Origin of the sequence: Sulfuricurvum sp. (assembly GCF_023250475.1) — a bacterium.
Lineage (GTDB): Bacteria > Campylobacterota > Campylobacteria > Campylobacterales > Sulfurimonadaceae > Sulfuricurvum.
Genome location: NZ_JAHFAQ010000122.1, coordinates 1 through 6,356 on the forward strand (window position 1 = coordinate 1; position 6,356 = coordinate 6,356).

Genomic DNA, 6,356 nt, shown 5'->3' on the forward strand with positions numbered 1-6,356 from the left:
TGATTTTGCTTTCGAGGATGCCCTTATCGCTGATGAAGAGAAAGAAGATGATGCACTTTTTGGTTTAGCGGATGAGAGTGAAGAGGATGCGTTGAGCAGTGATAAAGAAATAGCGAAGGAGGAGCTGTTGGATGAAGACGGATTTGATGATCTTGCCCTCTCCGAACCGCTAGAAGAGAGTACGGGACTATTAGAAGAGGATGAACTTCTGTCAATGAGCGATGAAAGTACTTTCGATGAATTAGGGTTGGAAGAGATGGATACCGCTTCGCTTATGGATGATGACGAGTTGGGCGATCTGGAGTCTAAAATCGAAGATGCCGTAAGCGGATTGGAGATGGACGACTTAGAGAGAGAGCTGGAATCCGATGATTTTGACCTCGATTTGAATGATGAGAGTATGGAAGAGTTAATGACAACCGAACACGAGAGTGCTGATGCAACAATGGATAATTCAGAAAGTTTTGATGAACTGGATATGCTCGATGAACGGGAACTCAAAATGGCTGTAGGCGAAGAGGTAGAAGAGGAAATTCCTACTATTTCTATGGCGGAGGGAGCTTCGTCCCTCGCAGCTGAAACATTGGACGAAGTGATGAATGAAGCCCCTATGTTCAATGATTTTGCAGAGGAAATTGATGAGGGTGGATCCGCTTCGCATGCCGAGGGGGTTGAAGCGCTTCAAGCACTTCTTAAAGCATTATCGAATGAAAATGTTACGAAATCTCTCAAAGGGATGAATATCAGCATCAATATAAATTTCGGGAATGACAAGTGAATCGAACGAGTGGAGCAATATTAGTATTATCTGGACCTAGCGGTGCCGGTAAAAGTTCGTTGATCAATGAAATCAAAGATCATATCGGTCCTACCTATTTTTCGATTTCGACCACAACCCGCCCCATTCGCGAAGGGGAAATTGACGGTGTCCATTATCATTTTGTGGATGTCGAAGAATTTAAATGCGATATCGAACAAGAGATGTTTTTAGAATATGCAGTTGTTCACGGCAATTATTACGGAACTTCATTGGGGCCGGTCAAACAAGCTCTCAAAGAGGGGAAACTCGTTATTTTTGACATCGATGTACAGGGGCATGACGCCGTACAGAATCGGCTCAGTGATATCACGACATCGGTTTTTATCACAACCCCTTCCCTTGAGGAGCTAAAGCGGCGTTTGCATAACCGTTCGACGGATAGTGAAGCCGTGATTGCTGGCCGCATTGAAATGGCAAAGCGGGAAGTTCAACGGATTAGCGAATACGATTTTTTAGTGGTCAATGATAATCTGGAAGAAGCGGCTGAGATACTAATCTCGATCGCAAAAGCGGCACGAATGAAAATCCCGACATTGCAAATCAACGAATTTGTACAATCATGGGAAGCCTCTTGATAAACGCGTTGATGTATTAATCGAAATACGTTATACTTCTCTACCTAATTTTACAGAAGGATCTCTACCTATGAGTATGCCAAGCGGATCAGAATTATTATTAATTTTCGGAATAGTTATTTTACTTTTCGGTGCGAAAAAAATACCGGATTTAGCAAAAGGTTTGGGTCAAGGGATCCGTAATTTCAAAAAAGAGATGAAAGAAGATGATACTTCGCCTCCAATGGCGTCTGCAACTCCTGAAGCTCCAAAGCAAGTTGATACGACTGCAGCTACAACAGTAGAAGCTACTAAAACTACTACTCAAGCGTAATCTTGAAGCAGCGAGTTAATGCGCTGTTGCGCGATAAATTCAATTCTGATATTATCCTCGAAAAACCGAAAGATCGCTCTTTCGGTCACTTTGCCACCCCTATCGCTTTTTCTCTAGCCAAAGAACTTCGAAAGTCTCCGATGGTGATTGCTGAAGAGATTGCAGGATCATTCGGCGATGAGTCGATGTTCAGTGCCGTTGAATCGGTTCAGGGGTATATCAATTTTCGCCTTTCAGAACAGTTTTTGGACGAGTATGCTTCATGGGCATTGAGCCATGGCAAAGCTTTCGGAAGTAATGATAAAAAAGGCTCAATTCTTCTTGAATTTGTAAGTGCCAATCCTACAGGTCCTCTTCATATCGGACATGCACGCGGCGCGGTGTATGGTGACACGATTTTACGATTGGGTCGCCATTTGGGCTATGACATTACGGCGGAGTATTATGTCAACGATGCGGGAAACCAAATTGATTTACTGGGTGTTTCACTTCAACTCGAAGGTCGCAGCAGCTTACTCGGTGAGAGTGTAGAGTGGCCTGAAAAATACTATCGCGGCGAGTATCTCAGTGACTTGGCCCGCGAAGTTGTTTCCCTTTTCGGTGAAGAAGCTCTTCGCGACGAGAGTCGTCAAAAAGAGTTGGCATTGTGGGCAAAAGATAAAATCTTAGCCCTTATCGTTGAAGATTTGGGTGCGATTAACGTCCATTTTGATACTTTTGTCGGTGAAGCTTCCTTGTACAATGAATGGGATCGTGTTATGGCGAAAATGGGTGAGGGTGTTTACCGTAATGAAGGTAAAACATTTATCCGATCTTCAGAGTTCGGAGATGATCATGACCGTGTAGTCGTTCGTGAAGACGGTCGTCCGACGTACCTTGCGGGAGATATCATTTATCACAACCAAAAGTTTGAACGAGGCTTCGAGGATTATATCAATATCTGGGGTGCGGATCACCATGGCTATATCGCCCGTGTAAAAGCGGCGGTGAACTTTTTGGGATACGACTCGGAGAAACTTGAAGTTCTCCTTTCTCAAATGGTCAGTTTGTTGAAAGACGGTGAGCCGTTTAAAATGTCCAAACGTGCCGGAACCGTCATTCTTATGAGCGATGTCGTCGAAGAGATCGGTGCGGAAGCCTTGCGTTTTATGTTTGCCTCCAAAAAGTGCGATACCGCACTCGAATTTGATATCGAAGAGCTCAAACGCCAAGACAGTTCCAACCCGATTTATTATATTCAATACGCGCATGCCCGTATCCAAACGCTCATCGGGAAAAGCGAAAAAAGTATCGATGAAATTATGGGTGCTCATTTGCATGCTCTGAGTGCGGATGCGGACGGATTGTTATTTGAAGCGTTGTTATTGCCTGAGATCATTGAGGATGCATTCGAATCGCGCCAAGCGCAAAAACTCCCTGACTATCTCAAAGTATTAGCAGGACGTTTACATAAATTTTATTACGATACCCGTATTATCGGGACGGAAGATGAAGCAAAATTGCTAAAACTCCTCCTTGTTGTTGCCCTCTCGATTAAAACGGGACTCTCTTTACTCGGAATTCAAGCCAAAGACCGGATGTAATTCCGGTTTTTCTTCCCCTTTATCCCAAAAGCCGCGTAACATTTTGTCGAAGCATATCACTTTGATGCGCGATAGTAATTTGACTCATATCGAGCTTTTGATTGCTTTGTTGAAAATCCTTAACCGCGTTAGCTATATCGGTATCGGCCATTTGGCTTTTGGCCGCCGAGGTCTCACTAATTTGATTTAAGAGTCTATCGGTTGCACTGACCAGAGCGTTTGTCGTAGAACCGATATCCGAACGGGTTTGATTCAATGCGTCACGGTAAGCTTGAATAGCGTCTTGATGATCGATGGAGAGCGATGAGGGGGAAAGCGACGGGATAGAAGCTGAGATACTGCTATCTCCCAAGGAGAAAGTCGGAGTACTTCCCAAAAGAGATTTTCCGTTGAAACTGCTCCCCTCGATACTTTGCTGCATTGATTCAACGGTACGGCTGAATTCGTTTTGAAGACCCTCTTTTTGAGATGCGTTGAGTGCACCGTTATTGTAACGGACGCTGAGATCATTTAGCTTTTGGGTTTGATTGCTCAATGAAGTTAATGTTCCATCAGCAATCTGCATCATGGAGATGCCGTCATTGGCATTCATTAGCCCTTGCGACATGGATGAAATCTGATTTTGCAGCATATCAGCGATTGTACGTGATGAACTGTCTTCCATTTTAAGCTCAACGGAAGCCGCAATTTTATCAAGGGTTTTATCTCTTTTCGATACCTCGGCATTCATCTGGGGCAGCGGGCTAAATTGGGTATTTAACTGCATAATATACTCCTTCTTTCTCTAATTAATTTAGAATAGCATCGAACAGATTAAAATAGGATAATATTTTTCTGCTAAATACGGTATGCGGTGAGACACAGCAATGCTATAATTTCGCTATTGAAAGCAAATGAGGAGCTTGGAATGGTAAAAGTCGCAGCAATACAGATGCGGATGAGCGAAGATAAAAATTCCAATGTCGTAAAAGCTGAAGCTATGGTTCGTGATGCGGCAGCCAATGGAGCGAACATTATTCTCATCCCTGAACTCTTTGAGGGGTACTATTTTTGTAAAGATATGGATCAAAAATATTTTGAATGGGCACGTGAGCTTGAAAATAATCCTTTGATCAAACACTTTAGCGCATTGGCCAAAGAGCTGGGTGTTGTATTGCCCATCAGCTATTTTGAACGTGCGGCAGAGCGTTATTTTAACTCTTTGGTGATGATTGATGCGGATGGGACGGTGATGGAAAATTACCGTAAAACTCATATTCCCGATGGTCCAGGATATGAAGAAAAGTTTTACTTTGAGCCGGGAGATACGGGGTTTAAAGTGTGGAAAACCCGTTACGGGAATGTCGGTGTCGGTATCTGCTGGGATCAGTGGTTTCCCGAAACGGCGCGCAGCCTTACTTTGATGGGTGCCGATATGATTTTCTATCCTACGGCGATCGGAAGCGAGCCTGAGATCGGTGTCGATTCGGCATCCCATTGGCAACGGGTACAGATGGGTCACTCTGCCGCAAATATTATCCCCGTTATTGCGGCGAACCGGATCGGTGAGGAAGTCGGCGAGAGTTGTACCCTTACGTTTTACGGCTCTTCGTTTATCACCGACCATACGGGTGCTAAAGTGGCCGAAGCCTCTCGCGATTGCGAGGAGATCCTCTACGGCGAGCTCGATCCCGCTTCCATACGGGAACATCGCCACTACTGGGGGCTTATTCGTGATCGTCGACCGGAGTGCTACGGAGAGATCGTGAAGCCATGACGGATGGATAAATCATCGACGAAAAATCTTCACATCCTGTACGTCGAAGATGATGATGTGGCGCGTGAAAACGGTATTGAGTATCTAGAAAATTATTTTAATCATATCCATTCAGCCTCCGATGCTTTTGAAGCGTTGAAACTCTATCGGGAATATCTCCCCGATATTATTATCACCGACATTCAGATGCCTAAACTGAGCGGCTTGGAATTTGTCAAACAGATTCGCAAAGAGAATAAAGAGACTCAGATTATTGTTATGACGGCGCACAGCGACACGGCATATCTTCTTCAGGCGATAGAACTGCACCTTATCAAGTATCTGATCAAACCGGTTCAGGAGAGTGCATTCAAAGAAGCCTTGAGGCTATGTATCGAAAGCATTCGCAATAAAAATTCCAATATCATCGAACTCTCTAAGAACACTTTTTTCGATAGTTACAACCAGACCCTTCTCCATGATGGCGAGGTTATTGTTCTGCGAACGAAAGAGTTACAGATGCTGAGTTTGCTGCTCAAACATAAAAACCGCTATGTTACTTACAACGAAATCGAATATCATCTTTGGAAGGGGAGCGTTATGAGCAATGATGCCCTCAAAACTCTGATAAAAAATCTCAAAGCCAAACTTCCGCCCAATTTAATCGTCAATCTCTCGGGCATGGGGTATAAAATTGAGTGCTGATATTTATATCCCCTTAGCCTATGGGATCACTTTCGGTATTTTACTGATGAGTATTGTCTACACGTTGGTTCGGTATATTTATTCTAAAGAGATCATTTACATCAGCTACTGTTTTATGCAGATTTTTTCCCTCGGCTATATCGGTGCGTACAGTCATTTTTTCCCCTTATTGCCTTTTGTTCAGGAACTTTTTCTTTTATTGGCGACATTAAGTGCCGTAGTGTTTGCTATTGCGTTTCATGAGGGGAAATTTTTTCCGAAGATTCATAATTTTAAAGAGTTGATCGTCAATACCCTTTTACTGAATGTTGTGATTTTGACTGCATTTTATCACTATATACTGTTTGAGTATCTCCCCTACACGGTAGTGTATGCGATTTTATTTCTATCGGTTGTATTTAACATGCGATTGGGATTTAAACCGACAATCGTCTATGTGATCGGATGGTCATCGCTTTGTATTTTACTGTTTGTTTTTCAGCTTAAACAGGTGTACGTTGAAAAAGGGTATATCGATATCGTTTTGGTCGCGATTGCTGTTGAAGAGGTATTATTTACGATCTCTATCGCGTACAAATACAATCTTTTCAAAAATCAGGCGCTTGATCATCAAAATATGCTGTTT

8 protein-coding genes are annotated in these 6,356 nt (G+C 43.3%); 7 read left to right on the forward strand and 1 reads right to left on the reverse strand.

Going from position 1 to position 6,356, the window contains the following annotated elements:
- The 4 genes from Q0C19_RS10155 to argS form a co-directional block, all read left to right on the forward strand.
- A partial coding sequence (locus tag Q0C19_RS10155) for a hypothetical protein (RefSeq protein WP_295055652.1) occupies positions 1–778 on the forward strand: 778 nt, incomplete at its 5' end.
- Complete coding sequence (gmk, locus tag Q0C19_RS10160; protein ID WP_295055654.1) at positions 775–1,395, forward strand: guanylate kinase; 621 nt, start codon at positions 775–777, stop codon at positions 1,393–1,395. The genes Q0C19_RS10155 and gmk, both read left to right, overlap by 4 nt.
- A 70-nt stretch (positions 1,396–1,465) precedes the next feature.
- Positions 1,466–1,708 carry a twin-arginine translocase TatA/TatE family subunit gene (locus Q0C19_RS10165; protein WP_295055656.1) on the forward strand — a complete coding sequence of 81 codons (243 nt, stop codon included), beginning with the start codon at positions 1,466–1,468 and terminating at the stop codon, positions 1,706–1,708.
- Between the two features lie 2 nt (positions 1,709–1,710).
- Positions 1,711–3,291: an arginine--tRNA ligase gene (argS, locus tag Q0C19_RS10170; RefSeq protein ID WP_295055658.1), complete on the forward strand. Its 1,581-nt coding sequence runs from the start codon at positions 1,711–1,713 to the stop codon at positions 3,289–3,291.
- A 19-nt stretch (positions 3,292–3,310) separates the two neighbouring features.
- Here the strand turns inward: argS and Q0C19_RS10175 are convergent, their stop codons facing one another.
- Entirely contained in the window at positions 3,311–4,057 is a 747-nt protein-coding gene (locus tag Q0C19_RS10175) for a flagellin (RefSeq protein ID WP_295055659.1), read from the reverse strand.
- A 141-nt stretch (positions 4,058–4,198) separates the two neighbouring features.
- Between Q0C19_RS10175 and aguB the strand changes: the two genes are divergently transcribed.
- The 3 genes from aguB to Q0C19_RS10190 all read left to right on the forward strand — a co-directional run.
- Complete coding sequence (aguB, locus tag Q0C19_RS10180) at positions 4,199–5,047, forward strand: N-carbamoylputrescine amidase (protein WP_295055661.1); 849 nt, start codon at positions 4,199–4,201, stop codon at positions 5,045–5,047.
- A 3-nt stretch (positions 5,048–5,050) separates the two neighbouring features.
- The gene (locus Q0C19_RS10185; protein ID WP_295055662.1) at positions 5,051–5,731 is read left to right on the forward strand and encodes a response regulator; all 681 of its coding nucleotides are present in this window, start codon (positions 5,051–5,053) and stop codon (positions 5,729–5,731) included.
- Positions 5,721–6,356: 7TM diverse intracellular signaling domain-containing protein (locus Q0C19_RS10190; protein ID WP_295055664.1), on the forward strand; the 636-nt coding region annotated here is incomplete at its 3' end. The genes Q0C19_RS10185 and Q0C19_RS10190, both read left to right, overlap by 11 nt.

Excerpts from the sequence above, each read along its gene's own strand:
- aguB (WP_295055661.1), top strand. The coding sequence starts at position 4,199 with ATGGTAAAAGTCGCAGCAATACAGATGCGGATGAGCGAAGATAAAAAT.
- Q0C19_RS10185 (WP_295055662.1), top strand. The coding sequence starts at position 5,051 with ATGGATAAATCATCGACGAAAAATCTTCACATCCTGTACGTCGAAGAT.
- Q0C19_RS10165 (WP_295055656.1), top strand. The coding sequence starts at position 1,466 with ATGAGTATGCCAAGCGGATCAGAATTATTATTAATTTTCGGAATAGTT.
- Q0C19_RS10175 (WP_295055659.1), bottom strand. The coding sequence starts at position 4,057 with ATGCAGTTAAATACCCAATTTAGCCCGCTGCCCCAGATGAATGCCGAG.